The 26452-nt window shown below is 68.0% G+C and carries 22 protein-coding genes; 14 read left to right on the forward strand and 8 right to left on the reverse strand.

The genetic code is table 11. The annotated features are described in order from the left end of the window. Positions 1–61: 61 nt before the first annotated feature. The gene (gene katG, locus G481_RS0104105) at positions 62–2236 is read right to left on the reverse strand and encodes a catalase/peroxidase HPI (protein WP_028028887.1); all 2175 of its coding nucleotides are present in this window, start codon (positions 2234–2236) and stop codon (positions 62–64) included. Positions 2237–2361: 125 nt separating this feature from the next. Between katG and G481_RS0104110 the strand changes: the two genes are divergently transcribed. After that, complete coding sequence (locus tag G481_RS0104110) at positions 2362–3282, forward strand: LysR substrate-binding domain-containing protein (RefSeq protein WP_028028888.1); 921 nt, start codon at positions 2362–2364, stop codon at positions 3280–3282. Here G481_RS0104110 and G481_RS22795 read toward each other — a convergent pair. Then, positions 3279–3923: an HAD family hydrolase gene (locus G481_RS22795; protein ID WP_035025057.1), complete on the reverse strand. Its 645-nt coding sequence runs from the start codon at positions 3921–3923 to the stop codon at positions 3279–3281. The two genes, G481_RS0104110 and G481_RS22795, sit on opposite strands and share 4 nt — an antisense overlap. A gap of 216 nt (positions 3924–4139) precedes the next feature. Between G481_RS22795 and G481_RS0104120 the strand changes: the two genes are divergently transcribed. Continuing rightward, positions 4140–4565 carry a PaaI family thioesterase gene (locus tag G481_RS0104120; protein WP_051294292.1) on the forward strand — a complete coding sequence of 142 codons (426 nt, stop codon included), beginning with the start codon at positions 4140–4142 and terminating at the stop codon, positions 4563–4565. 20 nt (positions 4566–4585) lie between these two features. Here the strand turns inward: G481_RS0104120 and G481_RS0104125 are convergent, their stop codons facing one another. The 5 genes from G481_RS0104125 to G481_RS0104145 all read right to left on the reverse strand — a co-directional run bounded on the left by G481_RS0104125 (position 4586) and on the right by G481_RS0104145 (position 11182). Continuing rightward, positions 4586–5266 (reverse strand): exopolysaccharide biosynthesis protein, encoded by a 681-nt coding sequence (locus G481_RS0104125; RefSeq protein ID WP_035025060.1) that lies wholly within the window; start codon positions 5264–5266, stop codon positions 4586–4588. A 73-nt stretch (positions 5267–5339) separates the two neighbouring features. Continuing rightward, complete coding sequence (secD, locus tag G481_RS0104130) at positions 5340–7973, reverse strand: protein translocase subunit SecD (protein WP_028028891.1); 2634 nt, start codon at positions 7971–7973, stop codon at positions 5340–5342. 98 nt (positions 7974–8071) lie between these two features. Next, positions 8072–8443 (reverse strand): hypothetical protein, encoded by a 372-nt coding sequence (locus G481_RS0104135; RefSeq protein ID WP_154664518.1) that lies wholly within the window; start codon positions 8441–8443, stop codon positions 8072–8074. A gap of 109 nt (positions 8444–8552) precedes the next feature. Then, on the reverse strand, positions 8553–9542 hold the full coding sequence (locus tag G481_RS0104140) for a 2-dehydropantoate 2-reductase (protein ID WP_028028893.1): 990 nt from the start codon (positions 9540–9542) through the stop codon (positions 8553–8555). After that, positions 9539–11182 carry an FAD-binding dehydrogenase gene (locus G481_RS0104145; protein ID WP_028028894.1) on the reverse strand — a complete coding sequence of 548 codons (1644 nt, stop codon included), beginning with the start codon at positions 11180–11182 and terminating at the stop codon, positions 9539–9541. The genes G481_RS0104140 and G481_RS0104145 overlap by 4 nt, the downstream gene beginning before the upstream one ends. A 250-nt stretch (positions 11183–11432) precedes the next feature. Here G481_RS0104145 and proS point away from each other — a divergent pair, with 250 nt between their 5' ends. From proS to typA, 9 genes are all read left to right on the forward strand, one after another. Further along, positions 11433–12770 (forward strand): proline--tRNA ligase, encoded by a 1338-nt coding sequence (gene proS, locus G481_RS0104150; RefSeq protein ID WP_028028895.1) that lies wholly within the window; start codon positions 11433–11435, stop codon positions 12768–12770. 1 nt (position 12771) lies between these two features. Further along, positions 12772–13269, forward strand: coding sequence for a DUF2937 family protein (locus G481_RS0104155; protein WP_028028896.1), 498 nt, complete (start codon positions 12772–12774; stop codon positions 13267–13269). A 320-nt stretch (positions 13270–13589) separates the two neighbouring features. Continuing rightward, on the forward strand, positions 13590–14879 hold the full coding sequence (locus tag G481_RS0104160; RefSeq protein ID WP_028028897.1) for an ABC transporter permease: 1290 nt from the start codon (positions 13590–13592) through the stop codon (positions 14877–14879). Next, positions 14872–15552 (forward strand): ABC transporter ATP-binding protein, encoded by a 681-nt coding sequence (locus G481_RS0104165; RefSeq protein ID WP_028028898.1) that lies wholly within the window; start codon positions 14872–14874, stop codon positions 15550–15552. Before G481_RS0104160 ends, G481_RS0104165 begins: the two co-directional genes overlap by 8 nt. 102 nt (positions 15553–15654) lie before the next feature. Continuing rightward, positions 15655–16440, forward strand: coding sequence for a peptidoglycan-binding domain-containing protein (locus G481_RS0104170; protein WP_028028899.1), 786 nt, complete (start codon positions 15655–15657; stop codon positions 16438–16440). A 114-nt stretch (positions 16441–16554) separates the two neighbouring features. Next, positions 16555–17769 carry an NADP-dependent isocitrate dehydrogenase gene (locus G481_RS0104175; protein WP_028028900.1) on the forward strand — a complete coding sequence of 405 codons (1215 nt, stop codon included), beginning with the start codon at positions 16555–16557 and terminating at the stop codon, positions 17767–17769. A gap of 346 nt (positions 17770–18115) precedes the next feature. Further along, entirely contained in the window at positions 18116–18718 is a 603-nt protein-coding gene (locus G481_RS0104180; RefSeq protein ID WP_028028901.1) for a YitT family protein, read from the forward strand. Between the two features lie 114 nt (positions 18719–18832). After that, positions 18833–19450: a YitT family protein gene (locus G481_RS0104185; RefSeq protein WP_028028902.1), complete on the forward strand. Its 618-nt coding sequence runs from the start codon at positions 18833–18835 to the stop codon at positions 19448–19450. 59 nt (positions 19451–19509) lie between these two features. Then, entirely contained in the window at positions 19510–21330 is a 1821-nt protein-coding gene (gene typA, locus G481_RS0104190) for a translational GTPase TypA (RefSeq protein ID WP_028028903.1), read from the forward strand. 417 nt (positions 21331–21747) lie between these two features. Here typA and cobT read toward each other — a convergent pair whose 3' ends face one another. Next, entirely contained in the window at positions 21748–22752 is a 1005-nt protein-coding gene (gene cobT / locus G481_RS0104195; protein WP_028028904.1) for a nicotinate-nucleotide--dimethylbenzimidazole phosphoribosyltransferase, read from the reverse strand. Positions 22753–22828: 76 nt separating this feature from the next. Here cobT and cobS point away from each other — a divergent pair, with 76 nt between their 5' ends. The 3 genes from cobS to G481_RS0104210 are packed head-to-tail and all read left to right on the forward strand — an operon-like array spanning position 22829 to position 26428. After that, complete coding sequence (cobS, locus tag G481_RS0104200) at positions 22829–23566, forward strand: adenosylcobinamide-GDP ribazoletransferase (RefSeq protein ID WP_028028905.1); 738 nt, start codon at positions 22829–22831, stop codon at positions 23564–23566. Positions 23567–23615: 49 nt separating this feature from the next. Then, positions 23616–26036: a heavy metal translocating P-type ATPase gene (locus tag G481_RS0104205; protein ID WP_028028906.1), complete on the forward strand. Its 2421-nt coding sequence runs from the start codon at positions 23616–23618 to the stop codon at positions 26034–26036. Then, the gene (locus tag G481_RS0104210; RefSeq protein ID WP_028028907.1) at positions 26036–26428 is read left to right on the forward strand and encodes a MerR family DNA-binding protein; all 393 of its coding nucleotides are present in this window, start codon (positions 26036–26038) and stop codon (positions 26426–26428) included. The genes G481_RS0104205 and G481_RS0104210 overlap by 1 nt, the downstream gene beginning before the upstream one ends. Positions 26429–26452: the final 24 nt, after the last annotated feature.

Here is a 26452-nt window from a genome sequence, read left to right on the forward strand (position 1 = left end):
CGCCCAATGCAAAGGGGCCGCAGCTTGCGCTGCGGCCCCCGATCTGTTGACCAGACCCCGATCAGGCGGCCAGATCGAACCGATCCGCGTTCATCACCTTGGTCCAGGCGGCCACGAAGTCCTTGACGAACTTCAGCTTGTTGTCGTCCTGCGCATAGACCTCGGCATAGGCGCGCAGGATCGAGTTCGACCCGAACACCAGGTCGATCCGCGTCGCCGTCCACTTGACGGCGCCGGTGGCACGGTCGCGGATCTCGTAGTGATCGCCCGCCTTGACCCAGGTATTCGCCATGTCAGTCAGGTTGACGAAGAAATCCGTCGTCAGCGCGCCGACCTTGTCGGTAAAGACGCCATGCGCGGTGCCACCATGGTTGGTGCCCAGAACGCGCATCCCGCCGACCAGACAGGTCATCTCGGCTGCCGTCAGACCCAACAGCTGGGTGCGGTCCAGCATCAGCTCTTCGGGGCTGACGACATAGTCCTTCTTCAGCCAGTTGCGATAGCCATCCGCCAGCGGCTCGAGCACGTCGAACGAGGCCGCGTCGGTCATCGCCTCGGTCGCATCGCCCCGGCCCGGTGCAAAGGGCACCTCGACGTCAAAGCCTGCCGCCTTGATCGCCTGTTCCAGCCCGACATTGCCCGCCAGCACGATCACATCGGCCACGCTTGCGCCGGTTTCCGCCGCGATCGGCTCCAGTGCTGCCAGCACCTTTTGCAGGCGGGCCGGCTCGTTGCCTTCCCAGTCCTTCTGCGGCGCCAGACGGATGCGCCCGCCGTTCGCGCCGCCCCGCATGTCGGATCCGCGATAGGTGCGGGCGCTGTCCCAGGCGGTGGCGATCAGATCGGCAGCCGGCAGACCGGCGGCAGCGATCCTGGCCTTCACGGCCGCCACGTCATAGCCGGTGTTGCCGGCGGGAACCGGATCTTGCCAGATCAGATCTTCGGCCGGAACGTCGGGCCCGATGTAGCGCGCCTTCGGCCCCATGTCGCGGTGGGTCAGCTTGAACCAGGCGCGGGCGAAGGTGTCCTTGAAGTACTCCGGGTCGGCCATGAACTTTTCGCAGATCGCGCGATAGGCCGGGTCCATCTTCATCGCCATGTCGGCGTCGGTCATCATCGGGTTGTGGCGCTTGGACGGGTCGGTCGCATCGACCGGCTTGTCCTCGTCCTTGATGCTCACCGGCTCCCACTGCTGGGCACCCGCGGGGGATTTGCGCAGCTCCCACTCATGGCCGAACAGCATCTCGAAGAAGCCCATGTCGAACACGGTCGGATGCGTGGTCCAGGCGCCTTCCAGGCCCGAGGTCACGGCATTCGCGGCCTTGCCGCCCATGTTCGGGTTCGCCCAGCCCAGGCCCTGCTCGGTCACGTCGGCCGATTCAGGATCGGCCCCCAGCGCCTGCGCATTGCCATTGCCGTGGGTCTTGCCGACCGTGTGGCCCCCGGCGGTCAGCGCGACGGTTTCCTCGTCGTTCATCGCCATGCGGGCAAAGGTCTCGCGCACCATGGCCGCGGTCTTCAGCGGGTCGGGCTTGCCGTTCACGCCTTCGGGGTTGACGTAGATCAGGCCCATCTGCACGGCGGCCAGCGGGTTTTCCATCGTCTCTGGCTTGGTCACGTCGCCATACCGCTCGTCCGAGGGTGCCAGCCATTCCTTTTCGGCACCCCAGTAGGTGTCCTTTTCGGGATGCCAGATGTCCTCGCGGCCAAAGCCGAAGCCAAAGGTCTTCAGGCCCATCGATTCATAGGCGATGTTGCCGGCCAGGATGATCAGGTCGGCCCAGCTCAGCTTGTTGCCGTATTTCTTCTTGATCGGCCACAGCAGGCGGCGGGCCTTGTCCAGGCTGACGTTGTCCGGCCAGCTGTTCAGCGGGGCAAAGCGCTGGTTGCCGGTGCCGGCGCCGCCACGGCCATCGGCCAGACGGTAGGATCCGGCCGCGTGCCAGGCCATGCGGATCATCAGGCCGCCGTAATGGCCCCAGTCCGCCGGCCACCAGGACTGGCTGTCGGTCATCAGCGCGTGCAGGTCGCGCTTGACGGCGTCATAGTCCAGCGACTTGACCTCTTCGCGATAGTCGAAGTCCGGCCCCATCGGATTGGTCTTGCGATCGTGCTGGTGCAAGATGTCCAGGTTCAGGGCATTCGGCCACCAGTCGGTGTTCGACTTGCCCGCCGCCGTCACGGCGCCGTGCATCACCGGGCACTTGCCACCCGTCTTCACATCATTCCCATCCATCTGGGCCTCCGTCTTGCTGAAAACGCACGGCAGGCCGGATGCCCGCCGCAATCTGGAATCATTCTTATCAGCAAGACCGCATCAGGGGAACTTGATAGTTCTGATCATCGTGATAAGTAATTCTGATGATGAACCTCACCCTCAAGCAGTTGCGCTATTTCGATGCGCTGGCCCGGCACCGCCACTTTGGCCATGCGGCCGAGGCAAGCGCTGTCTCGCAGCCCGCGCTGTCGATGCAGATCAAGGACCTGGAACAGACGCTGGGCGCGCCGCTGCTGGAACGTGGACCCCGGCAGATCCGCCTGACCGGCTTTGGCGAGGTGTTTCTGGAGCGCGCCCGTGCCATCTTGCAGGCGGTGGACGAGCTGGAGGATCTGGCCCAGACCGCCAGCGGCAAGCCCGCGGGCCGGCTGCGGATCGGGGTGATCCCGACGATTGCCCCCTATCTTCTGCCCGCCATCATCGCCCGGCTGGGCCAGCACTATCCGGGGCTGGAGCTGAACCTGCGCGAGACGGTCACCCCCAAGCTGCTGGCCGAACTGATCGAAGGGCGGCTGGATACCGCCATCGTCGCCCTGCCGGTGTCTGAACCCTCGCTGACCGAGGTTGCGCTGTTTTCCGAGGAATTCGTGCTGGTGCGCCCGGCCGAGGATGCCGCCCGTCCGGTTCCCGATGCCACCATGCTGCGCGAGATGCGCCTGCTGCTGCTGGAAGAGGGGCATTGCTTTCGCGATCAGGCCCTGTCGTTTTGCGACCTGGCCGCCACGCGGCCGCGCGAGCTGATGGATGGCAGCTCGCTGGCGACGCTGGTGCAGATGGTGGCGGCGGGTATCGGGGTCACGCTGATCCCCGAAATGGCGGTGCCGGTCGAGACACGCTCGGCCAATGTCTCGATCGCGCATTTCCGCGCGCCCGCCCCCAGCCGCACGATCGGCATGGTCTGGCGCAAGACCAGCCCGCTGGCCGGGCAACTGTCCGAGATCGCCGAAGCCGTGCGCCAGACATCCGAGGCCACGCGCACCGCCACCGAACCAGGCGCTGCCTAGCCGATCAGCCCCAGCCGCCGCGCACCACTGATCAGGTCCGGCGCGACAAGGCTTGCATGGCGCCCGTCGGTGGCCAGCACGTCGGGCACCTGCACCACGGTCATGCCTGCCTCGGACGCCGAACGGGCGCCGATGTCGCTGTCCTCGAAGGCCAGGCAGCGCGAGGGCGTGACGCCAAGCCGTTCGGCCGCCAGCAGGAAGGGTTCGGGATGCGGCTTGGCGCGGGTCACGCAATCGCGCGTCACCAGCGTTTCGAAATGTGCCAGAAGGCCCGCGCGCGCCAGTTTCCATTCTGCCCCCGCCCGGCGGCTGGAGGTGGCAACGGCCAGGCGGTGGCCGGTGCCGGCCAGCAGCTCCAGCAGTTCGGCAGCGCCGGGGCGCAGCGGGACGCCATCCTGGGCCATTCGGGCGCGAAAGGTCGCCATCCAGTCGGCGCGGATCGTCTCGAGCGGGACATCGGGGCCAAGGGCGGCGGCGAGGATGGTGTTCGCGCCTTCGGCATCGACCCCGATCAGGCTGTGGAACAGGGTCTCGTCGACCGGGTGGCCATGGGCGGCAAAGACCTGAAGCCCGGAGGCGACGGCGACGGATTCGCTGTCGATCAGCGTGCCGTCGAGATCGAAGATGATGGCGTCGAACATGGGGCCCCATGGAACATGCGGGTTGCGGGGCGGACTTTAGCCCGAATGCGCGCAGGTGCAACCGGAGGGGCGCGAGGGGGCGCTGCCCCATGGCGGGGCCGGCGCGGGGCGGCAGGCCCGGGGCCACCCCCGGGATATTTGGATCAAGGCGAAAGTTCGGACCGTTGACAGGGGCCGGGGGGCTTCGCATACCGGCAAGGCACCGAAGGAGCCACCATGAGCATTGCAGAAGAACATGTCAGCATCGTTGTCGGGGGGCAGCCGCCCTATGCCCGGCATCTGGGGATCCGCGTGGTCTCGGCCTCGCCCGAGGAGGTGGTGGCGGAAATGCCGGTGACGGCCGAGCTGATCAACCGCAACGGCGTGCTGCATGGCGGGGCGCTGATGTCGCTGGCCGACAATACCGGGGGAACGGCGACGTTTCTGCATCTGGCCGAGGACGAATTCACCACGACCTCGGAAAGCCGGACGTATTTCTTTCGGTCCATCGGGGCGGGCGAGACGGCGCGGGCGGTGGCGCGGCTGATCCACAACGGGCGGACCATGAAGGTCTGGCAGACCTCGATCTACCGCGATGATGGCAAGCTGGCCGCACAGGTCAGCCAGACGCAGGTGATCCTGAAAAAGGGCGCGCGGGGCTGAACCGCCCCTGCCGCGCAGGGTCACTGCGCGAAGGCGTGCAGCAGCAGGAAGATGGCGGTCTTGATCACCGCCCAGATCACGCCCCAGACGATCAGCAGCGACAGAACGCCCAGCACCGCGCCGACGATGATCCACAGCCCGTCGCGTTCCAGGATGCCAAGCGCGATCAGGCTGATCGCGAAGGCTGGCAACATGTTGCCCAGCGGGATCGGCAGGAACAGCACGACCGCCAGGATCAGGCACAGCGCCCCGACGGCGCGTTCTGCGGTGGGCGTCGTGATCTGCGTCAGGCGCTGTTGCAGCAGCCGCTCGGCCCGTTCCAGCAGCGGCGAGATCCTGGCCACCAGCGCGGCGAAGTCGCGGCGCGTCATCGAGCGTTCGTTGATGAAGCGGGGTAGCCAGGGCGTGCGGCCCAGCATCAGCTGCCAGGTCAGATAGACCAGCGGCAGGCCCAGGATAGCCGAGGTGCCAGGCGGTGCCGGCACGGTATTGGGCAGCGCGAAGATCAGCAGCAGCGCCCCGAAGGCGCGCAGTTGCATGGCCGCCATCAGATCGGCGACCGAGATGCGATCACGCGCGGGGTCGTCGGCAATGTCGCGCAGCAGGGCCGAGAGGCGCTTTTCCGGCATCAAGGGCGCCGGATCGGGCGCAGGCGGCAGCGGCGGCAGGAAGGGGCTGCGGTTTGGCGGGGCTTGGGTCATCGGGCAGCCTTGTGCAAAGGGGGCGGCGGGCCCCCGAGGTGGCGGGCCCCCGGCAAAGGGGCCCGGCCACAGCTTAGGCGTCTATGTTGGCAAACTCGTGATCCTTGCCCTTTTTCTTGGGCTTGTCGCTGCGGTCGAGGCCGATGAACAGCACGATGTTCTTGGCCACATAAAGCGTCGACCAGGTGCCCAGGAACACGCCCAGCAGCATCGCAAAGACGAAGCCCCGGATCACGTCACCGCCAAAGACCAGCAGCGCGACCAGGGCGATGATCGTGGTCAGCGCGGTCATCAGGGTGCGGCCCAGCGTCTCGTTGGTGGTCAGGTTCATCAGATCGCGCAGCGGCATCGACTTGTATTTCGCCAGGTTCTCGCGCAGGCGGTCGAAGATGACCACGGTATCGTTCACCGAATAGCCAAGGATGGTCAGCAGCGCCGCCACGATGGTCAGGTCGAACTTGAGCTGGAACAGCGAATAGATGCCGACCGTGACGATCACGTCATGCAAGAGCGCGATCACCGTTCCAACGGCGAACTGCCATTCGAACCGCAGCCAGATGTAGACAAGGATCCCGAACGATCCTGCCGCCACAGCCGCAAACGCCAGCCAGATCAGCTCGGACGAGACCTTGGGCCCGACCGATTCGACCGAGGGGAAGGTGATCGCCGGGTCGACGGCCTTCAGCGCGGTCTCGATCCTGGTGATCACCTCGGGGGTGATCGCCTCGTCGCCGTCCTGGGCCTGGATGCGGATCATGGCGACATGCTGGTTGTCACGGAACGAGGGGTCGAACACTTCGGTGATCGCGACATCGCCAAGGTTCAGCGGGGCCAGCGCCTCGCGGTAGATGCCGACATCGACGGCCTGGGTCGATTCGGTGCGGATCGTGGAGCCGCCGCGGAAGTCGATGCCGAAGTTCAGCCCCATGGTGGCGACCAGCAGCAGCGAGGCCACCATCATCATCATCGAGGTGCCGAACGTGCCCCATTGCCAGCGGAAGAAGTCGATCCTGGTGTTGTTCGGCACCAGCGTGACAAAGCCCCGCAGCGGCGTGCCGCGCGGTTTGCGGATCGCGTTCCAGCTGTGGATCAGCAGGCGGGTCACATAGACCGCAGTGAACATCGAGGTCAGGATGCCGATCCCCAGCGTCACCGCAAAGCCGCGCACCGGGCCCGAGCCGACAGCGAACATGATCACCGCGGTCAGAAGGCCGGTGATGTTGCTGTCCATGATCGCCGACAGCGCCTTGTCAAAGCCAAGGTCGATGGCCCGTCCGGCCGGCTTGCCGGCGCGCAGCTCTTCGCGCGATCGTTCAAAGATCAGCACGTTGGCATCGACCGCCATGCCCATCGTCAGCACGATCCCGGCAATGCCCGGCAGCGTGAGCGTCGCGCCCAGCACCGACAGGATCGCCAGGATCAGCAGAACGTTGATCCCCAGCGCGACGTTGGCCAGCATCCCGTAGGTGCCATAGACCGCCACCATGAACACCACCACGGCGATCATCGCGATGACCGAGGCCATCTTGCCGGCGTCGATGCTGTCTTGCCCCAGTTCGGGGCCGATGGTGCGTTCTTCCAGGAAGTCCATGCCCGCAGGCAGGGCGCCCGCGCGCAGCAGCACGGCCAGCTGGGTGCTTTCGTCCACGGTGAAGCGGCCGGTGATGATGCCCGATCCGCCCGGGATATGGCTCTGGATCACCGGGGCCGAGATGACCTCGTTGTCGAGCACGATGGCGAAGGGGCGGCCGATGTTGCCGGCGGTATAATCCCCGAACACCCGCGCGCCCGACGGGTTGAAGCGGAAGTTCACCGCCGGTCGGCCGTTCTGGTCAAAGGCGGGCTGGGCATCGACCAGTTCCTCGCCGGTGACGACGGGGGCCTGTTCGATGACGTAGAAGACGCCCTTTTCATTCATCGAGGGCAGCACGACTGCCCCGGCCGGGGCCACCTCGTCGGCGCTGGAGGCCATGCCGACGACCGGGTTGAAGGTCAGCTTTGCCGTGGTGCCGATCAGCGCCTTGAGTTCCGAGGCCGAGCCGATGCCCGGCACCTGGATCAGGATCCGGTCGGTGCCCTGACGCTGGATGGTGGGCTCGCGCGTGCCGACCTCGTCGACGCGGCGGCGGATGATCTCGAGGCTCTGGCGCATGGTGCGGTCGTCCATCTGGACGCGCTCGGCCTCGGACAGACGGATGGTCAGGGTGCTGCCGGCGGTCGTGACCTCGATGTCGTTCTGGCCGACGCCGGTCAGGGTGACAACGGGCGTTGCCAGCTTGCGCACGGCTTCGGCCGCGGCCTGAATGCCATCGGGGTTGCCGATTTCCACCTTCAGCTCGCCCGGCGCGCCGCTTACGCGGCGGATGGCGCCGACCTGATCGCGCAAGCCCCGCAGGCTGTCGCGGACCTCGGGCCAGAAGCTGTCCATGCGCGCGGCATAGACGTCCTGCACCCGCACCTCGGCCAGCAGATGCGCGCCGCCGCGCAGATCAAGCCCCAGCGCCACAAGGCTGGACGGCAGCCAGCTTGGCCAGCCGGCCAGATCGGCCTGCTGGTCTGGGGTCAGCGTCGTGCCGGCATCGACCAGCACGGCGGCATCGTTGTGCTTTTCCACTTGCGTGTAAAAGGCGTTGGGCATGGCGGCCAGCAGGCCCCAAAGACAGATGCCCCAGATGATGAGGCGTTTCCACAAGGCGGTATTTTGCATGAACAGGATCCAGAAGTGCCCCTTGGGCCGCGCGGGCGCCAGTCTGGGCAGGTCATGGGAACAGGGCGCCCCGGCGGTCGGGGCGGCGACAGGATGGGTCAGGCCAGCGGCGGGGCGCGGGGGGCTTGCCGTGATCCGGGGGCGCAGGGCGGGCAGGCGGCGCTGGCCTGGGTCCGGCTGGCCAGGACGGCCCGCCAGGCGGGACCGGCGATGCCCGTGACCGGCGCGCCAAGCCCGGGCGGCGTTCCGGGGCTGCGATCGTCGCTGGCGCGTTTGGCGGCGGCGGTTGCACGCGGGGCGGCGCCCTTGTCGGTCTGCAGCCCGGCCGTGGTCAGCAGCGCCTCGGCCGAGCCCGCGCCGGTGGCGCGGCTTGCCGCGCGGGGCTGCCACAGAACGGCAACGGCAAGCACCATGAGCAAGGCCAGTAGCCTTGCCCCCGTCAGGCGCAGCAGGGATGCCGAAGCGTTCATGCCCCACCCGTCGCATATTCCGCGCGCGAAGGCAAACCCGCGTTAGCGGGGCAGGGCACGAGACAGAGGGCGCAGGTTCCGGCCATCGCGGGTCGGCTTGTCAGCGCGCTCAGCCTGTCAGCTGTGCCAGCAAGGATGCACTGTCCCATCGGCGCGGATGGGCAAGGGCCTGATGCACCAGCGCCGTCAGCCGGGCGTTCACCGGCGCCTGCCGGTTCAGCCGCCGGGCCAGCGCGACGACCGCGCCGTTCAGGAAATCCACCTCGGTCGGCCGGCCGGCGGCCAGATCCTCGGCCATCGAGGACCGGGCGGCCGGGTCGATGCGCAACATGCGCCCGGCGATGCGCCGGAACAGCGGATCGGGCAGGCGCAGCACAGGCGGCACAAGGCGCGGGGGCAGGGGCCCCAGCCGTGCAACCGGCTGACGCGCGGCGGCCAGCAGGTCCAGCGCCTCGGCCTGCGCCAGCGCCAGACAGCGGCGGAAATCGCGCTGCGCCAGTTCATCGCGCAGCGGCAGGCCGGACAGAGCGTTGATGGCATTGTTGAGGTTCATCAGCAGCTTGCCCCACATCACGGCCTCCATGTCGGGGCGCAGATCCAGCGGCAGGCCGGCGGCGGCAAAGGCCGGGGCACAGGGGCCGGCGTCGCGGTCGGCCATGATCTGCCCCGAGGTCGCGCGGCGCAGCACGCCCGGTTCGGGCGAGACCACGTTGAACGGCACGATCCCGCGCAGCACCCGCGCCTGCGGCAGCGCGGTGGCCAGAACCTCGGCATTGCCGATGCCGTTTTGCAAGGTCATCACCCGTGTGCCCGCCGCCAGCACCGGGGCCAGCGCGGCGGCGGCCTGCGGTGTCTGCGCCGACTTCACGCAGACCAGCACCAGACAGCACTCCGCGAGGTCGGCAGGGTCTTGGGAAATCGTGATCGCCTCGGGGGGCACCTGCCTGTCGGGGCCTTCCAGATCGGTCAGGCGCAGGCCGCGCGCCACGCTGTCGGCCATGGCCGGGCGGCCGATCATGGCGACGCTGGCCCCGCCTGCCGCCAGACGCCCTCCGATGAAGCCGCCGATCAGCCCTGCACCGAACACCCCGATCTTCATGCCGCCAGCCCCGCAGCCCGACCCGAAAACAGGCAGCCGCCCAGAAACGTGCCTTCAAGCGCGTTATAGCCATGATAGCCACCGCCGCCAAAGCCCGCCGCCTCGCCGCAGGCATAAAGACCGGGGATCGGCTGGCCATCCTGCCCGATGGCCTGCGCGTTCAGGTCGGTCTCGATCCCGCCCAGCGACTTGCGGGTCAGGATATGCAGGCGCACGGCGATCAGCGGCCCGGCCTTGGGGTCAAGAATGCGGTGGGGCCGCGCCGTGCGCATGAACCGATCGCCGCGATAGGCGCGGGCCTGCCGGATCGCGATGATCTGGGCATCCTTGGCAAAGGGGTTGGTCAGCTCGCGGTCGCGCGCCTCGATCTGGGCGCGCAGATGGGCAGGCTCGATCGGGCGGCCGCCGATGCGGGTCATGCCGGCGACCAGATCCTCCAGGGTTTCCGCGACCACGAAATCCTCGCCATGGCGCTTGAACGCCTCGACCGGGGGCGTTGCGCCCTTGCCCAAGCGGCTGCGCAACAGCAGCGCGATGTTGCGGCCGGTCAGGTCCGGGTTCTGTTCCGATCCCGACAGCGCGAATTCCTTTTTCACGATGGCCTGCGTGGTGACGAACCACGAATGCGGATGGCCGCGCTGGCACAGGATTTTCAGCGTGCCAAGGCTGTCGAAGCCGGGCAGGGCGGGGGCAGGCAGGCGGCTGCCTGCCGCATCGAACCACATCGAGGAAGGCCCGGGCAGGATGCGGATGCCATGGTTCGGCCAGATCGGATCCCAGTTGCGGATGCCTTCGGTGTAATGCCACATCCGGTCGGTGTTGATGGTGCGGGCGCCTGCGGCCTCGGCATGGCCGATCATCAGCCCGTCGACATGGGCGGGCACGCCGCAGACCATGGTGTCGGGGGGCGGGCCCAGCCGGTCCACCGGCCAGGCGCGGCGCACCAGCCCCTCGTTCCCGCCGATGCCGCCCGAGGCGACGATGACCGAGGCGGCGGTGATCTGGAAGGCGCCGGTGATGTCGCGGCTGGAGGGCCGGCCGCGTTCGGCGCCATCCTCGGCCAGCACTTCGCCCGCGGCCCCGGTGATGCCGCCGGGGCCGCCCAGCAGGCGGGTCACGCGATGGCGAAAGGCAAAGGTCAGCCTGCCATCCGCCTCGGCGGCCAGGGCGCGGGTGACAAAGGGCTCCAGCACACCGGGCCCGGTGCCCCAGGTCAGGTGAAAGCGCGGCACCGAATTGCCGTGCCCGTCGGCCAGCCCGCCGCCGCGTTCCGCCCAGCCGACGACGGGAAACCAGCGCATCCCCAGCCCGTGCAGCCAGCCCCGCATGGGGCCAGCGGCAAAATCCAGATAGGCATCGGCCCAGGCGCGGGGGCGGGCATCCTCGGCCCGGTCGAACCCGGCCGAGCCCATCCAGTCCTGCCGTGCCAGATCGAGGCTGTCGCGAATGCCCATCCGCCGCTGTTCGGGGGTATTCACCATGAACAGCCCGCCCAGCGACCAGAACGCCTGACCGCCCAGGCTGGCGCGGGGTTCCTGATCCAGCACCATGACCCGTCGCCCGCGCGCCACCGCCTCGCAGGCGGCGACAAGGCCGGCCAGACCCGCGCCGATCACCAGAACATCGGTGGCTGTGTCCATGGCTGGCCCCCTGCCGATTCCCTGTGCCCAGTGTTTCGCGCATGGGATCATTCGTCCACCGCAAGTTGCAGGCGGCGTCAGGGGGCCTTCTGCCCCCTCTTGGCCGTGCCGGCCAATTCACCCCCGAGGATATTTGGGGACAGATGAAAGGGGGGCCGCGTGCGGCCCTGTTCCACGGGACCCCCGCGGCCTTGTCAGGATGCGGGCTTCCCGCTAGGAACTGGCAAACCCTTCGCCTGAGAGGCCGCCGATGCGTCTGTCCCGCTATTTCCTGCCCGTTCTCAAGGAAAACCCTGCCGAGGCGCAGATCGTCTCGCACCGCTACATGCTGCGCGCCGGCATGATCAAGCAGCAGGCGGCGGGGATCTATTCCTGGCTGCCGCTGGGCTATCGTGTCCTGCGCCGCATCGAGCAGATCGTGCACGAGGAACAGCAGCGCGCGGGGCATATCCCCCTGCTGATGCCCACGTTGCAACCGGCCGATCTATGGCGCGAATCCGGCCGTTATGACGATTACGGCCAGGAGATGCTGCGCATCAAGGACCGGCACGACCGCGACATGCTGTACGGGCCGACCAACGAGGAGATGATCACCGACATCTTCCGCGCCCATGTCGGCAGCTACAAGGATCTGCCGCTGACGCTCTATCACATCCAGTGGAAGTTCCGCGACGAGGTGCGCCCGCGCTTTGGCGTGATGCGGGGGCGCGAGTTCCTGATGAAGGACGGCTACAACTTCGACATCGACCGCGATGCGGCGATCCATGCCTATAACCGCCACATGGTCACCTATCTGCGCAGCTATGAACGCATGGGACTGACGGCCATTCCGATGCGCGCGGCATCCGGCCCGATCGGGGGCGACAATACGCATGAATTCCTGGTGCTGGCGCAGACCGGCGAGTCGGAAGTGTTCTATGACGACCGGGTGACCGCGTTGAAACTTGGCGCGCGCGACATCGACTATGACGACCGCGCGCAGGTGGCCTCGGTCTGCGAGGAGTTCACCACGCTATATGCCCGCACCGATGAAACCCACGATGCGGCGCTGTTCGACCAGATCCCCGAGGAACACCGCAAGGTGGGCCGCGGCATCGAGGTGGGGCAGATCTTCTACTTCGGCACCAAGTATTCCGAGGCGATGGGCGCCACGGTCGTCACCCCCGATGGCAGCCGCGTGCCGGTGGAAATGGGCTCGCATGGGATCGGGGTGTCGCGCCTGCTGGGCGCGATCATCGAGGCAAGCCACGACGACAAGGGCATCATCTGGCCCGAAGGCGTCACGCCCTTCCCGGTCGGTATCGTGAACCTGAAACAGGGCGATGCCTCGACCGATCTGGCCTGCGAGGGGATCTACAAGGGTCTCGCCGCCAAGGGGCTCGAGGCGCTCTATGATGACCGCGACGAGCGGGCAGGGGCGAAATTCGCCACCATGGACCTGATCGGCCTGCCCTGGCGCATCACCGTCGGCCCGCGCGGGCTGGCGGCGGGCAAGGTGGAACTGACCTGCCGCCGCACCGGCGCGTCCGAAGAGCTGAGCCCCGAGGCCGCCGTGGCCAAGGTGGCGGACATCTACGCAGGGCTCTGACATGGGCCTGCGCGGCATCCTGATGCTGGCCGGCGCATGTGCCGGTGGCGCCGGGGTGTCGCAGTTTCCGGAATTCTCGCAGCAATATCTGCAACGGCTGGCCGGTCAGGTCGATGCCCTGCAGCTGGTGGTCGAAAATTTCGACGCCTCGGCCGCGCGCAACGGCCTGACGCGCGAGGCGGCGCTGGGGCAGATGACCGGCACCGCCTTTCTGGCTGACCGCCAGACCGACCTGCGCGGCGATTTCGCCCGATACGACCGGCTCGGCAGCGATCTGGCGCTGCTGCGCGCCGCAACCCCGCTGGAGCGGTTGGCCATGCCGCACCGGCTGGCCGATACGGCGACCTTTCAGGCGACCTGGGCCGATTACCGCCCGGCCTTGCCTGTGACCAGCGACGGGGTGATCGCGGCTGGCGTCGGGGCGGCCCTTGGCTGGGCGGCGGTGGCGGCGCTGCTTGCGCTGCTTGCCTGGCCGTTTCGGCGGCTGCGCGGCGCCTGACCGCCCCCCGTCCCCAAGATGTCCGGCCCGGGGGCAAGGCGCAGACCCCTCACCCGCGCGCCAGCTGCCCGCCGCGGGCACGATGCGGCACGATCCCTGCTATGGCCCTTGCCCCCCCGCGCTTCCTCCCTGATCTTTGCCTTTTTCCAAATACCCATCGAACGCCGGGGCCGGGCGCATCGCTTGACCGCCTGGCGACCCCGCCCGCCGCAGGGGCGATCCTCGGGTCACGATCGCGCGGGGTTCTGCCGGCCAGCCCCGGCGCGGCTTGACCTTTGGCCGCTCGGCAGGCATGGCTGCCGGACAACCTGGGGGACGATTTGGCCAGCCGCACCGCACCCTTTTCCCGTTTCGAATGGATGATCGCCTGGCGCTACATGCGCGGGATCGGCGCCGATGGCGGCGTGTCCATTGTCACCATCATCAGCCTGATGGGGATCACGCTGGCGGTCTTTGCGCTGGTGGCAACGCTGGCTGTGCGCTCGGGCTTTCGCACCGAGTTCGTCGATACGATCCTGGGCGCCAATGCCCATGTCACGGTCTATGCCAGCGCCCGCACCAACGATGCCGGGCGGATCGAGCGGGGCATCCGCGACTATGAGGGCTGGGCCGAACGCCTGGCCACGGTGCCCGATGTTCTGCGCGCCGCGCCCCTGATCCGGGGCCAGATCATGGCCAATGCCAATGGCCGCAACGCCGGGGCCGAGGTGTTCGGGATCACGCTGCCGGACCTGCGCGGCATCCCCCGCGTTGCGGGCGACGAGGCCGACATCGAAGGCGAGATCGACCGTTTCGATCAGGGCATCGCTATCGGATCGGGCCTTGCGCGCGAGTTGGGGGTGATGGTCGGCGACCGGATCAAGCTGATCTCGCCCGAGGGGGTCAAGACGGCCTTTGGCACCAGCCCGCGGGTCAATGCCTATGAGGTGGTGGCCATCTTCACTGCCGGGCGTTGGGACATCGACCGCACCCGCATCTACATGCCCTTTGCCGAGGCCCAGAGCTATTTCAACCGCGAAGGCCAGGCCGACGAGATCGAGGTGATGGTCAAGAACCCCGATGCGGTGGACGACATGGCGCTGCCTCTGATGCAGGCGGCGGGCGAGGGGGCGCTGATCTGGACTTGGCGCGATGCCTCGGGCAGCTTCCTGCGGGCGCTGACGGTCGAGGACAACGTGATGTTCGTGATCCTGGGGATCCTTGTGCTGATCGCCTCGCTGAACATCATTGCCGGGCTGATCATGCTGGTGCGCACCAAAAGCCGCGCCATCGGCATCCTGCGCACCATGGGCCTGACCGAAGGCGCGGTGCTGCGCATCTTCTTCCTGTGCGGTGTGGCGACGGGGGTGACCGGCACGGCGCTGGGGCTGATCCTTGGGGTGTTGTTCGTGCAGAACATCGACTTCATCTTTGCCGTGGTGAACGGGATCGGGCAGGGCGGTGTGTGGGATCCGTCGATCCGTGGCATCTATGCCCTGCCGGCCGAATTGCGGCTGGTCGATGTGCTGAAGGCGGCGGGCCTGTCGCTGGGCCTGTCCTTCGTCGTCACCCTGCCGCCGGCCTGGCGGGCCGCCCGCATGAACCCGGTCGAGGCGCTGCGCCATGAGTGAGACGGTGTTGCGGCTGGACGGGATCGACAAGACCTATAACCCCGGCACCCCCGGCGCGGTCCATGTGCTGCGCGGCGCCAGCCTGCCCATCGCGCGGGGCGAGGTGGTGGCGCTGGTCGCGCCATCCGGGTCGGGCAAATCGACGCTTCTGCATATCGCGGGGCTTCTGGACACGCCCGACAAGGGCACGGTCGAGATTGCCGGCCAGGATGCCGGGCGCCTGTCGGACCGGGCGCGCACGGCGATCCGGCGGGCCGAGGTGGGCTTTGTCTACCAGTTCCACCACCTGCTGCCCGAATTCAGCGCGCTGGAAAACGTCATGCTGCCGCAGCTCGCGAATGGGGCCTCCAGCCGGGCGGCCAAGGATCGGGCGATGGATCTGCTCTCGCGCGTCGGGCTGGCGCCGCGCGCCGGGCACCGCCCCGCGCAATTGTCGGGGGGCGAGGCGCAGCGCGTCGCGTTCTGCCGCGCGCTGGCCAATGCGCCCAAGCTCTTGCTGGCCGATGAGCCGACGGGGAACCTTGATCCCGGCACCTCGGATCAGGTCTTTGCGGTGCTGATGGACATCGTGCGCGAAACCGGCCTGTCGGCGTTGATTGCCACCCATAACCTTGACCTTGCCGCGCGCATGGACCGCGTGGTCCGGCTGGAGGCCGGGCGGATCGAGCCCTAGGCCCGGCTGCAAGCTGGGTGCAAGGAACCGCTGTCAGGCTTCGGGCGTTGTCTGCCTGTCTGCCAGGCCCCCGCCCGGCCGGATTGCGAAGGAGACCCGATCATGCGGACTGTCGTTCTTCCCCTTGTGCTTGGCGCCGTGCTGGCGCTGCCTGTCGCGGCACCTGCCCAGCAAAGCTTTGGCGATACCGTGTCGGGCATCGCCCAGACCATGCTGCAACAGCAGATGGACCGCAGCGCCTTTGCCGATGCCCAGCGGCTGGATACGCCATCCGCCTATCAAAGCTATCTGATGCGCTACCCCAACGGGCTGCACAAGGCCGATGCCGAACAGGCCCTGCGCCGGCTGCTGCCGCCGGTCATGAACCCCGATCCCGGCCGGCCCGGGGTCTATCCGCCGCGCCCGGGCACCGATCCGGTCGCGCTCGAGGCTGCCATCGGCCTGAACCGGCTGGAAAAGACCGAGATTCAGCGCCAGCTGACCGATCTGGGCTATGACACGCGCGGGGCGGACGGGCTTTGGGGCACCAATACCCGCGCCGCGATCGCCCGCTGGCAGGCGGCGAACCGCCAGCCCCAGACCGGCTATGTCACGCGCGAGCAGCTGCGCCAGATTGCCGAACAGCACAACCGCCTTGCGCCCGTGCGCCCCGGCCCAGGCAGCAGCGCCGAACAGGCGGAAAAGGCGCTGGACCTGGCCCCGGCCGAGCGGCGCGAGATCCAGTTGCGCCTGACCTTGCTGGGGCACAGCACCCAGGGGACCAACGGCAGTTTCGGCCCGCTGACCCGCAGCGCCATTGCCGACTGGCAGCGCAAGCAGGGCGATCCGGCCACCGGCTACATGACCGCCGATCAGGTGCGCAAGCTGCAACGCCAGACCGGCGGCTGACCTTCGGGCGGGGATCGGGTATTTCGGTATGCAATCGCATACCGGACTTCCCAAATCGCTGCGGGTGCGATAAGACGCGCGCAGCGAATCCTCCAACCGGAAAGGGCGGCACGAATGAGCAAGATCAAGGTGGCAAACCCCATCGTCGAGATGGACGGCGATGAAATGACCCGGATCATCTGGGACTTCATCAAGAAGAAACTGATCCTGCCCTACCTGGACGTTGACCTGCTGTATTACGATCTTGGCATCGAAGAGCGGGACCGCACCAACGACCAGATCACCATCGACGCGGCCAACAAGACCAAAGAGGTCGGCGTTGCGGTGAAATGTGCCACCATCACCCCCGATGAGGCTCGGGTCGAGGAATTCGGCCTCAAGCAGATGTGGAAGTCGCCCAACGGCACCATCCGCAACATCCTTGGCGGCGTGATCTTCCGCGAGCCGATCATCTGCAAGAACGTGCCGCGTCTGGTGCCGGGCTGGACCCAGCCGATCGTCGTCGGCCGTCATGCCTTTGGTGACCAGTACCGCGCGACCGACTTCCGCTTCCCCGGCAAGGGCAAGCTGACGATCAAGTTCGTCGGTGAAGACGGCACCGTGATCGAGCGTGACGTGTTCGACGCCCCCGGCGCCGGCGTGACCATGGCGATGTACAATCTGGACCAGTCGATCATCGACTTCGCCCGGTCCTCGATGAACTATGGTCTGCTCAAGGGCTGGCCGGTGTATCTGTCGACCAAGAACACCATCCTCAAGGCCTATGACGGCCGCTTCAAGGATCTGTTCCAGAAGGTCTATGAGGAAGAGTTCGCCGACAAGTTCAAGGCTGCCGGCATCACCTATGAACACCGCCTGATCGACGACATGGTCGCCTCGGCGCTGAAATGGTCGGGCGGCTATGTCTGGGCCTGCAAGAACTATGACGGCGATGTGCAGTCGGATACCGTCGCGCAGGGCTTTGGCTCGCTGGGCCTGATGACCTCGGTGCTGATGACGCCCGATGGCAAGACGGTCGAGGCCGAGGCCGCCCACGGCACCGTGACCCGCCACTTCCGCGAACATCAGAAGGGCAAGGAAACCTCGACCAACTCGATCGCCTCGATCTACGCCTGGACGGGCGGCCTCAAGCACCGCGCCAAGCTGGATGGCAACGAGGCGCTGATGACCTTTGCCTCGACGCTGGAAAAGGTGACCGTGCAGACGGTCGAAGACGGCTTCATGACCAAGGATCTGGCGCTGCTGGTCGGCCCGGAACAGAAGTGGCTCTCGACCATGGGCTATCTGGAAAAGGTCGACGAATACCTGAACAAGGCGCTCAAGGGCTGAGAGCCGGGGCGATGAACATCGGGGGGGCGTGCCACGGCGCGCCCCCTTTGCATTGCGGCGTCCGGCGGTCGACCGGACCGGGATTGCGCAGGCGTCCGGCGTGATCGACCGGGCCGGCCGGACAGATCGCGCCGGGGCGGCTGCGCCGATGTCATGCCCCGCGCAGGATCGGCGGCCGATGGCGCCAGTTGCACCGGCAACTCAGCTGGACGCCCCCGCCCGTCTGATGCCCCGTCCCCGCAGGGGCGTCCGCCTTGCCCCAGTCGCGGCCGGCCCTGCGGGGGGCGGGGCATTGCAGAGCGGCCCGTTTCATGCTGCATGGCGCGCGAAAGACCACGAGGCCGTCATGACCGATCCCGATACCCATTCCCTGCTGGAAGACGCCCAGGGCATTGCCTATGGCACCACGATGGCCGCCTTTGGCATGATCGTGCTGACTCATCTGGGGCTGGTGACGGGGCAGACGGCGGGGCTGGCGGTGCTGATCGCCTATGCCACCGGCTGGGGCTTTGGCCCGGTGTTCTTTGTCATCAACATTCCGTTCTATGCGCTGGGGCTGTGGCGGATGGGCTGGCGGTTCACGCTCAAGACCTTTGTCTCGGTGGCGGCGCTGTCGGGGCTGACCATGGTGATGCCGGGCTGGGTCAGCTTTGCACAGCTGAACCCGGTGTTCGGCGCGGTGCTGTTCGGGCTGGCGTCGGGGTCGGCGCTGCTGGCGCTGTTCCGGCATGGGGCAAGCCTTGGCGGCGTCGGCATCCTGGCGCTGCTGCTGCAAGACCGGCTGGGCTGGCGCGCGGGATGGGTGCAGCTGGGATTCGATGCGGTGCTGTTCGCGGCGGCGCTGCTGATCTTGCCGCTTTCCGCCGTTGCCTACAGTTTCATCGGTGCGCTGGTGGTCAATCTGGTGATTGCCATAAATCACCGCAGGGACCGCTATATCGCGGCCTGACCGCCATGCGGCAGGGGCAATCCTGCCATGCGACCAATCGAAAATGCGTCAGCAATATTGACGCATATGCTGCGCTGCAACATCTTGCTGGCATCCCCCATCCCCGAGGATGTCATGACCGCCAGTGCCGTTCCCACGACCCCGCGCTATAGCCGCCTTGAAGACGTTCAGGGCCTTGTCATCTCGATCATCGAGGGGGCCTTTGGCATCATGCTGCTACGATCGGCAGGGCTGATGACGGGGGGCACGGCAGGGCTCGCGCTGCTGCTGTCCTATGCCATGGGCTGGGGCTTTGGCCTGACCTTCTTTGCGGTCAACCTGCCGTTCTATGGCTTTGCCTGGTGGAAGCGCGGCCCGGTCTTTGCCATCAAGAGCTTCATCGCCGTCACCGCCGTCTCGCTGCTGGCCGAAGTGCTGCCGGACTATCTGACGCTCAGCTATCTGCACCCCGGGGTGGCCGCGGTGCTGTTCGGCGTGATCGCCGGGGTGGGCATCCTGGGGCTGTTCCGCCACGGATCCAGCCTGGGGGGCGTGACCATCGTGGCGGTGGTGGTTCAGGACGCCACGGGCATTCGCGCCGGATGGGTGCAGATGGGCTGGGATCTGGCGCTGTTCGCGGTCGCCTTCTTTGTCCTGCCGCTGCCACAGGTGATGTGGTCGCTGGTCGGCGCGGCCATCCTGTCGTTTGTTCTGGCGATGAACCACCGCCGCGACTGGTATCTTCCCGGCTAAGTCTGGCCAATCCCGCCTCGCTCGTGTATGCGCGGCACCGCAGCATTCAGGGCGAACATATGGACATCCGCAACATCGCGATCATCGCGCACGTCGACCATGGCAAGACCACGCTGGTGGACGAGCTTCTCAAACAGTCCGGCACCTATCGGGAAAACCAGCAGGTGACCGAACGGGCGATGGACAGCAACGACATCGAACGAGAGCGCGGGATCACCATCCTTGCCAAGGCGACCTCGGTCGAATGGAAGGGCGTGCGGATCAACATCGTCGACACGCCCGGCCACGCCGACTTCGGCGGCGAGGTGGAGCGGATCCTCAGCATGGTCGATGGCGTCTGCCTGCTGGTCGACGCGGCCGAAGGCCCGATGCCGCAGACCAAATTCGTGCTGACCAAGGCACTGGCGCTTGGCCTGCGGCCGATCGTGGTGCTGAACAAGGTCGACAAGCCCGATGCCGAACCCGACCGCGCCCTGGACGAGGTGTTCGACCTGTTCGCCAACCTGGGTGCAAGCGACGAACAGCTTGATTTCCCGCATCTCTATGCCTCGGGCCGTGCCGGCTGGGCGGATGTGGATCTGGACGGCCCGCGCAAGGATCTGTCGGCGCTGTTCGATCTGGTGCTGCGCCATGTGCCGCCGCCCAAGCAGCAATCGCGCACCGACGAGCCCTTCCGCATGCTGGCGACCACGCTGTCGGCCGACCCGTTCGTCGGCCGCCTGCTGACGGGCCGGGTGGAATCGGGCAAGCTGGCGGTGGGCGCGTCGCTCAAGGCGCTGACCCGCACCGGCGAGCGGATCGAGCAGTTCCGCGTGACCAAGATCCTCGCCTTCCGCGGCCTTGCCCAGACCGCCATCGACGAGGCGGTTGCGGGCGATATCGTGACGCTGGCCGGCATGACCAAGGCCACCGTGGCCGACACGCTGTGCGCTCCCGAGGTGGATACCGCGCTGCCCGCCCAGCCGATCGACCCGCCGACCATCTCGGTCACCTTCGGCATCAACGATTCGCCCCTGGCGGGCCGCGATGGCAACAAGGTGCAGTCGCGCGTGATTCGCGAACGCCTGTTCAAGGAGGCGGAATCGAACGTCGCCATCCGCATCGAGGACACGCCGGGCGGCGAGGCCTTCATCGTCTCGGGCCGGGGCGAATTGCAGATGGGCGTGCTGATCGAGAACATGCGCCGCGAAGGGTTCGAGCTGTCGATCTCGCGCCCGCGCGTGATCATGAAGGACGAAGACGGCCAGCGCATGGAGCCGGTCGAGGAAGTCATCATCGACGTCGATGACGAATACACCGGCGCGGTGATCGACAAGCTGACCGGCGAGCGCAAGGGCGAACTGGTCGAGATGAAACCGGCCGGCGCTGGCAAGACCCGGATCGTCGCACATGTGCCCTCGCGCGGGCTGATCGGCTATCATGGCCAGTTCCTGACCGACACGCGCGGCTCGGGCGTGCTGAACCGCATCTTCCATGGCTGGGTGCCGCACAAGGGCGCGATCCAGGGCCGCCGCCAGGGCGTTCTGATCAGCATGGAAAACGGCGTCTCGGTCGCTTACGCGCTGTGGAACCTCGAAGAGCGTGGCAAGCTGTTCATCGGTGCGCAGGAACAGGTCTACGAGGGCATGATCATCGGCGAGCATTCGCGCGACAACGATCTGGAAGTGAACCCGCTCAAGGGCAAGAAGCTGACCAACGTGCGTGCCTCGGGCACGGACGAGGCCGTGCGCCTGACGACGCCGGTGCGCATGAGCCTTGAAGAGTCGATCGCCTATATCGACGATGACGAACTGGTCGAGGTGACGCCCAAGATCATCCGCCTGCGCAAGCGCTATCTCGACCCGCACGAGCGCAAGCGTCAGGCCCGCAGCGAAGGCTGACCCGCGTACTCCCGCACCCTTGCTCCGCACCCGAGGGTGCGGCCCAAAGCTTTGGGCCGGGCGCCGCGCGTTCCGCGCGGCGTGCCTCCGGCGGGGGTATTTGGAAAAAGGCAAAGCAGATCGGGCGCGGGCCCCATGTCGGCAAAGCTCGGAATTTTGTTTTGCCTTTTTTCAAATACCCATCTGTCCTGTATGCCGGGCGCTGTCTGCCCTCAGGTGCAGGCCATCAGGCGTGCCAGGCATTCATTGGTTAGCCAGGCAGGTCGAGCATGTCATTCTCGCAAAGTGATAGGAGAGGCTTCACGGTGGTCCCGTGATTCGGCGAAGGCCGTGGCCCGCGCCGCGCCATCGCGCGGCGCCCGGCCCAAAGCCTTGTGCCGCCCCTTGGGGCGGTTCAAGGGTGCGGGAGTGCCTCGGTCACGCTTCGGAGACGCCGGCCTCGGCAAAGGTTGCCATGCCCGAATGGCAGGCGATCGCGCCTTGGAGGATGCCGATCGCCAGCGCCGCGCCCGAGCCTTCGCCCAGTCGCAGGTCCAGCGCCAGCAGCGGCGTCTTGTCCAGGTGGGCCAGCAGGCGGCCATGGCCGGGCTCTTGCGAGACATGGGCCGCAACGCAATGATCGAGGGCGCCGGGACGGGCGGTTTCCAGCACGGCCGCCGCCGCCGTACAGATGAACCCGTCAAGAAGCACCGGGATGCGCAACGCCCGTGCGCGGGCGATGGCGCCGGTCATCGCGGCCAGTTCGCGCCCGCCAAGGCGGCGCAGCACCTCGAGCGGGTCTGCGTCCGCATGGAGGGCCAGCCCGCGTGCCACGACATCGGCCTTGCGCGCCAGGCCCGCATCGTCCAGTCCCGTGCCCCGGCCGGTCCAGTCCTGCGCTGTGCCGCCCATCAGGGCCAGGGCAATCGCGGCGGCCGAGGTGGTGTTGCCGATGCCCATCTCGCCCACGACCAGCAGGTCCGCCGCCGGATCGACCGCGTCCCAGCCAGCAGACAGGGCCGCGGCGCAGTCGGCCTCGGTCATCGCGGGGCCTTGGGTGAAATCCATCGTCGGGCGGTCCAGATCCAGCGGCACGACCGACATCGAGGCCCCGAAGCTGCGCGCGAGCTGGTTGATCGCAGCGCCCCCGGCCTGAAAATTGGCGACCATCTGGACCGTCACTTCGGGCGGAAAGGCCGAAACGCCTTGTGCCACCACGCCATGATTGCCGGCAAAGATCACCACTTGCGGGCGCTCCAGCTTGGGGCGCGGGTTCCCTCGCCAGCCGGCATACCAGATCGCCAGCTCCTCCAGCCGCCCCAGCGCCCCCGGCGGTTTGGTCAGCTGGCCGTTGCGGGCCTGTGCCCCGGCGATGGCGTCCGGATCGGGGCCGGGCATCGCGCTCAGGGCTGCGGCGAACTGGGCGAGGGTGGTGAAGGTCATGGTCTTGTCCGTCTGTTCCGTCTTGTGCCATGGCTAGCGCCAGCGGGCGACCGGCGCCAGAGCGAAGGGACAGGCAATGCAGGACAACGGGGCCGGGCCGCTGTGGCTGGGCGATCTGCGCGGGGCCTTTGGGCTGTTGACCCGGCTGCCGCTGGGCGGGCCGGGGCGCGGGGCGGCGGGGTGCTGGGCCTGGCCGGTGGCGGGGGCCGTGGTGGGCGCCCTCGGGGCCGTCGCGGGCTGGGGCGCGCTGGCGCTTGGCCTGCCGGCCGGGTGGGCGGCGGCGCTGGCGCTGGCCGTTCAGGCCATGGCCACGGGCGGGCTGCACGAGGATGGGCTGGCCGATACCTTCGATGGCCTGATGGGCGGGCGTGACCCCGCGCGGCGGCTGGAGATCATGCGCGACAGCCGGATCGGATCGTTCGGGGCGCTGGCGCTGATGCTGGTGCTGCTGGCGCGCTGGTCGGCGCTGGTGGTGATCTTGCCGATTGCGCCATGGGTGCTGATTGCGGCGGCGGCGGCCAGTCGGGCAGTGATGCCGGTGCTGATGGCCGCCATGCCCCCCGCCCGCCCCGATGGCCTGTCGCGCCTGATGGGGCGGCCCACGGCCCTGCAGGCGGGGCTGGCGGTTATGGTGGCGCTGGTGCCGCTGGCGATCTTCGGGCCGCTGGCGGCGCTGATCGCCGTTCCGCTGCTGCTCTTGGCGCTGGGGCAGTGGGCCAGGGCGCGCATCGGCGGGCAGACCGGCGACATCCTGGGCGCCGCCCAGCAGCTGACCGAGGCGCTGACCTTGGGATTTCTTGCCGCGACCCCTTGACCTTCCCGTGACTGGAAGGTCCATCTGGTGGGGGGAAAGGATACCCGCCATGACCACAACCACCACCGTCGAGATCGAAGGCCTTTACTGCGCGGCCTGTGTCGGGCGGGCCGAGCGTGTCCTGCGCGCCCAGCCTGGCATCGACAGCGCCGAGGTCAATCTGGCCCAGAACACCGCGCGCATCGGCTTTGCCGGTGATCCTGACCTGAACGCCGCCGACACCGCGCTGAAACGCGCCGGCTATGGCCTGCGGCACGAGGTGACGCGGCTGGCGCTGGACGGGATGACCTGCGCCTCGTGCGTGGCGCGGGTGGAAAAGGTGCTGACCGCCCTGCCGGGGGTCGAGGGCGCAACCGCGAACCTTGCCGATACCTCGGTCACGGTGCGCCATGTTGCCGGGCCTGGCATGATCCCGGCCATGATGGCCGCGCTTGGCAAGGCCGGCTATCCGGCCGAACCCATGACCGATGCCCGCGCCGATCGTCAGGCCGCCGAAGAAGCCGCGATGAAGCGCCGGTTCCTGTGGGCACTGGGGCTGACCTTGCCGGTGTTTGTGCTGGAAATGGGCGGGCATCTGATCCCGGCCTTTCACCACTGGGTGCTGCATACCATCGGGCAGGGGCCAAGCTGGACAGTGCAGGCGCTGTTGACCACCATCGTGCTGGCCGGGCCGGGGCGGGTGTTCCTGACGCGGGGGCTGCCATCGCTGGCGCGGCTCTCGCCCGACATGAACTCGCTGGTGGCGGTGGGCACGCTGTCGGCCTGGATCTATTCGATGGTCGCGCTGCTGGTGCCCTCGGTGCTGCCGGACAATGCCCGCGCGGTCTACTTCGAGGCGGCGGCGGTGATCGTCACGCTCATCCTGATGGGCCGCTGGCTGGAGGCACGGGCGCGCGGGCGCACGGGCGCCGCCATCCGGCGGCTGGTCGATCTGCAACCCGACAGCGCGCTGGTCGAAACCCCCGACGGGGCCGAGGAGCGCAGCGCCCATGCCCTGCGCCCCGGCGACATCCTGCGCATCCGCCCCGGAGAGCGGCTGGCGGCCGATGGCGTCGTGCTGTCCGGCACCTCGTATATCGACGAAAGCATGATCACCGGAGAGCCGGTGCCCGTCGCCAAGGCCGAAGGCGCCGAGGTGACGGGCGGCACCGTGAATGGCACCGGCGCGCTGCGGGTGCAGGTGACGCGGGCCGGGGCCGACACCCGGCTGCAACAGATCGTGCGCATGGTGGGCGAGGCTCAGGCCGGCAAGCTGCCCATTCAGGCGCTGGTCGACAAGGTGACGGCGGTGTTCGTGCCGGTGGTCATGGGGCTGGCATTGCTGGCGGTGGTGGTCTGGCTGGTCGCGGGCGCGGCGCTCACCCAGGCGCTGGTCGCGGGGGTTTCGGTGCTGATCGTCGCCTGTCCTTGCGCCATGGGCCTTGCGACGCCAACCTCCATTCTGGTTGGCACCGGGCGGGCGGCGGAACTGGGCATCCTGTTCCGTAAGGGCGAGGCGCTGCAGCGGCTGTCCTCGGTTCAGGGCATCGCCTTTGACAAGACCGGCACGCTGACCGAAGGCCGCCCCGAACTGACCGATGTGGTGCTGGCGGATGGCGCCGACCGGGCGCAGGTGCTGGCCCTTGCGGCAGCGGTCGAGGCGCAGTCGGAACACCCTGTCGCGCTGGCGATCCGCCGCGGGGCCGAAGGGCTGGCCGTGCCCGAGGCAGACGGTGTGCAGGCCGTGCCGGGGCAGGGCGTCACGGGCCAGGTGGGCGGGCGGCAGATCGCCCTTGGCAACCCGCGCCTGATGGGGGCGCAAGGGATTGATATTGCCGCGCTGTCCCCGGCCGCGGCCGATCTGGCGGCGCGCGGGCGCACCGTGCTCTATGCGGCGGTTGATGGCCAGCCTGCGGCCCTGCTGGCGGTGGCCGACCCGATCAAGCCCGGCGCGGCCCCGGCGGTGGCGGCGCTGAAGGCGATGGGCCTGAAGGTCGCCATGGTCTCGGGCGATGCCCCGGCGACGGCGCAGGCGGTCGCAGCCGAGATCGGCATCGAAACCGTGGTGGCCGGCGTTCTGCCCGAAGGCAAGGTTCAGGCGATCGGCGGGCTTGGCCCGATGGCCTTTGTCGGCGACGGGATCAACGATGCCCCGGTGCTGGCGGCGGCCGAAGTCGGGCTGGCCATGGGGCAGGGCACCGATGTTGCCATCGAGGCGGCGGATGTCGTGCTCGCCTCGGGCGATCCGCGCGCGGTGGCAACGGCGGTGGAACTGGCCCGCGCGACGCTGCGCAATATCCGGCAAAACCTGTTCTGGGCCTTTGCCTATAACGCCGCGCTGATCCCGGTGGCGGCAGGCGTGTTCTACCCGGCCTTCGGGCTGATGCTCTCGCCCATGCTGGCGGCGGGGGCGATGGCGCTGTCCTCGGTGTTCGTGCTGTCGAACGCGCTGCGGCTGCGCCGGGCCGGCCACCGGATCGGAGAGCTGTGATGAACATCAAGGAAGCGTCAGAGGCGACGGGCCTGCCGGCCAAGACCATCCGCTATTACGAAGACATTGGCCTGATCGCACCCAGGCGGCTGGCCAATGGCTATCGCCGCTTTGCCCCCGCCGATCTGGACCGGCTGGAGTTTCTGGCCCGCTCCCGCGCGCTGGGGTTCAGCATCGAGGATTGCCGCGCCCTGCTGTCCTTGCGCGCCGATCCCCACCGTGCCAGCGCCGATGTCAAACGCATCGCGCAGCACCATCTGGACGGGATCGACGACCGCATCGCCGCGCTTGAAGCGATGCGCGGCGCGCTGGCCGACATGATCGCCGCCTGTCCGGGGGACCAGGGGCCGCATTGCGCGATCCTGTCCGGGATTTCGGGCGAGCGGTCCTGACGCCCCGGGCGGCTGCGCTTTGGT

The organism is Gemmobacter nectariphilus DSM 15620, from assembly GCF_000429765.1.
GTDB lineage: Bacteria > Pseudomonadota > Alphaproteobacteria > Rhodobacterales > Rhodobacteraceae > Wagnerdoeblera > Wagnerdoeblera nectariphila.

Coding starts and splice junctions, on each gene's coding strand:
- katG (WP_028028887.1), bottom strand. CDS start 2,236: ATGGATGGGAATGATGTGAAGACGGGTGGCAAGTGCCCGGTGATGCAC.
- G481_RS0104110 (WP_028028888.1), top strand. CDS start 2,362: ATGATGAACCTCACCCTCAAGCAGTTGCGCTATTTCGATGCGCTGGCC.
- G481_RS22795 (WP_035025057.1), bottom strand. CDS start 3,923: ATGTTCGACGCCATCATCTTCGATCTCGACGGCACGCTGATCGACAGC.
- G481_RS0104120 (WP_051294292.1), top strand. CDS start 4,140: ATGAGCATTGCAGAAGAACATGTCAGCATCGTTGTCGGGGGGCAGCCG.
- G481_RS0104125 (WP_035025060.1), bottom strand. CDS start 5,266: ATGACCCAAGCCCCGCCAAACCGCAGCCCCTTCCTGCCGCCGCTGCCG.
- secD (WP_028028891.1), bottom strand. CDS start 7,973: ATGCAAAATACCGCCTTGTGGAAACGCCTCATCATCTGGGGCATCTGT.
- G481_RS0104135 (WP_154664518.1), bottom strand. CDS start 8,443: ATGAACGCTTCGGCATCCCTGCTGCGCCTGACGGGGGCAAGGCTACTG.
- G481_RS0104140 (WP_028028893.1), bottom strand. CDS start 9,542: ATGAAGATCGGGGTGTTCGGTGCAGGGCTGATCGGCGGCTTCATCGGA.
- G481_RS0104145 (WP_028028894.1), bottom strand. CDS start 11,182: ATGGACACAGCCACCGATGTTCTGGTGATCGGCGCGGGTCTGGCCGGC.
- proS (WP_028028895.1), top strand. CDS start 11,433: ATGCGTCTGTCCCGCTATTTCCTGCCCGTTCTCAAGGAAAACCCTGCC.
- G481_RS0104155 (WP_028028896.1), top strand. CDS start 12,772: ATGGGCCTGCGCGGCATCCTGATGCTGGCCGGCGCATGTGCCGGTGGC.
- G481_RS0104165 (WP_028028898.1), top strand. CDS start 14,872: ATGAGTGAGACGGTGTTGCGGCTGGACGGGATCGACAAGACCTATAAC.
- G481_RS0104170 (WP_028028899.1), top strand. CDS start 15,655: ATGCGGACTGTCGTTCTTCCCCTTGTGCTTGGCGCCGTGCTGGCGCTG.
- G481_RS0104175 (WP_028028900.1), top strand. CDS start 16,555: ATGAGCAAGATCAAGGTGGCAAACCCCATCGTCGAGATGGACGGCGAT.
- G481_RS0104180 (WP_028028901.1), top strand. CDS start 18,116: ATGACCGATCCCGATACCCATTCCCTGCTGGAAGACGCCCAGGGCATT.
- G481_RS0104185 (WP_028028902.1), top strand. CDS start 18,833: ATGACCGCCAGTGCCGTTCCCACGACCCCGCGCTATAGCCGCCTTGAA.
- typA (WP_028028903.1), top strand. CDS start 19,510: ATGGACATCCGCAACATCGCGATCATCGCGCACGTCGACCATGGCAAG.
- cobT (WP_028028904.1), bottom strand. CDS start 22,752: ATGACCTTCACCACCCTCGCCCAGTTCGCCGCAGCCCTGAGCGCGATG.
- cobS (WP_028028905.1), top strand. CDS start 22,829: ATGCAGGACAACGGGGCCGGGCCGCTGTGGCTGGGCGATCTGCGCGGG.
- G481_RS0104205 (WP_028028906.1), top strand. CDS start 23,616: ATGACCACAACCACCACCGTCGAGATCGAAGGCCTTTACTGCGCGGCC.
- G481_RS0104210 (WP_028028907.1), top strand. CDS start 26,036: ATGAACATCAAGGAAGCGTCAGAGGCGACGGGCCTGCCGGCCAAGACC.